Origin of the sequence: Trabulsiella guamensis ATCC 49490, assembly GCF_000734965.1 — a bacterium.
GTDB classification, from domain to species: domain Bacteria; phylum Pseudomonadota; class Gammaproteobacteria; order Enterobacterales; family Enterobacteriaceae; genus Trabulsiella; species Trabulsiella guamensis.
In genome coordinates this window covers 1-833 of sequence record NZ_JMTB01000188.1, presented here as the reverse complement: position 1 = coordinate 833, position 833 = coordinate 1, and the positions used below count along the sequence as shown (strand labels likewise).

At 52.5% G+C, this 833-nt stretch carries 1 pseudogene; it reads left to right on the top strand.

Annotated features, from left to right (window positions below):
* Nucleotides 1-102 precede the first annotated feature (102 nt).
* A pseudogene (gene istA / locus GTGU_RS23465) lies at nucleotides 103-833 on the top strand (IS21-like element IS21 family transposase); the annotation flags it as partial.

Genomic DNA, 833 nt, shown 5'->3' with positions numbered 1-833 from the left:
GTGTTAGCGCCAGTGATATAAGACGGTAATTCACCATTAGTATTGTCCGCTCCACCCAACATGTTGTTTCCTTGAGGTTCTCACACCAGAAAGGACATCAACATGCTGAGCAGAGAGGACTTTTACATGATAAAGCAAATGCGCCAGCAGGGTGCGTACATTGTCGATATTGCGACTCAGGTTGGTTGCTCTGAACGGACTGTCAGACGCTACCTCAAATACCCTGAACCGCCAGCCAGAAAGACTCGCCACAAAATGGTTAAGCTGAAACCGTTTATGGATTACATCGACATGCGCCTGGCAGAGAATGTCTGGAATAGTGAGGTTATCCTCGCGGAAATTAAGGCAATGGGCTATACGGGCGGACGTTCCATGCTGCGTTACTACATCCAGCCCAAACGTAAAATGCGGCCGTCAAAAAGAACGGTTCGCTTCGAAACCCAGCCAGGATACCAGCTCCAGCACGACTGGGGCGAAGTCGAGGTAGAGGTTGCCGGGCAGCGGTGTAAAGTTAACTTCGCGGTTAATACGCTGGGGTTCTCCCGACGCTTCCATGTCTTCGCTGCGCCAAAGCAGGATGCTGAGCACACCTATGAGTCGCTGGTTCGCGCCTTCCGGTACTTCGGTGGCTGCGTGAAAACGGTGCTGGTTGATAACCAGAAGGCGGCGGTGCTGAAAAATAACAATGGAAAGGTGGTGTTCAACTCCGGGTTCCTGTTGCTGGCCGACCACTATGGCTTCCTGCCACGGGCCTGCCGCCCACGCAGGGCCAGAACCAAAGGCAAAGTGGAGCGGATGGTTAAATATCTTAAGGAGAACTTCTTCGTCCGGTA